Consider the following 750-nt stretch of genomic DNA (forward strand, 5'->3'; position numbering starts at 1 on the left):
GTTCTCGATCCCGGCGGGTCCGGGTATTGGTAATTCGTCGGGTGCTCCGTCGTCGGGGTTCTTCAATAGTGGTTCGGGCAGTTCGTCGGGTTTCTTCAACGTGGGTGCTGGTAGTTCGGGGTGGCAGAACCTGGGGTTGGGTGCTTCGGGTGTGGGCAATGTGGGTGATCTGGCCTCGGGGATGCGCAATCTGGGCAACAGCATTTCGGGTGCGTTGAATGCCAGTTCGTTGGACGCGGCGCAGGCGGCGGTCATCTCGGGGTTCGGCAATGTCGGCAGTCAGGTGTCGGGGTTCTTCCACGACGCGGTGAGCGATTTCACCAGCTTGAGTATCGGCATCGGCAACCAGGGCGGGCTCAACGTCGGTGGCGGCAATATCGGCGATCTGAACTTCGGGTTGGGCAATGTGGGTGGGCGTAACTTCGGTGGCGGCAACCTGGGTGATTTCAATTTCGGGTTCGGTGATCTGGGTAGCAACAACTTCGGGTTCGGCAACCTCGGTGATGGCAATATCGGGTTCGGTAACTCCGGTAGCGGCAACATCGGGTTCGGTAACACCGGTAACGGCAACATCGGTTTCGGGAACTGGGGTGACGGCAACGTCGGGTTGGCCAACTGGGGTGACAACAATTCCGGTATCGGGTTGCTCGGTAGCGGCAACGTGGGCTTCGGCGGGTTGAACGCGGGCACCGATAACGTCGGGTTGTTCAACTCCGGTCACGGTAACCGCGGCTTTTTCAACTCCGGCAA

General features: G+C 60.0%; 1 protein-coding gene. It reads left to right on the forward strand.

The features are described 5' to 3' along the window. Positions 1-100 precede the first annotated feature (100 nt). Positions 101-750 (forward strand): PPE family protein (locus tag A5645_RS14190; RefSeq protein ID WP_253867003.1); only part of this gene is annotated, 650 nt, incomplete at its 3' end.

Source organism: Mycobacterium asiaticum (genome assembly GCF_001673635.1).
Lineage (GTDB): Bacteria > Actinomycetota > Actinomycetes > Mycobacteriales > Mycobacteriaceae > Mycobacterium > Mycobacterium asiaticum_C.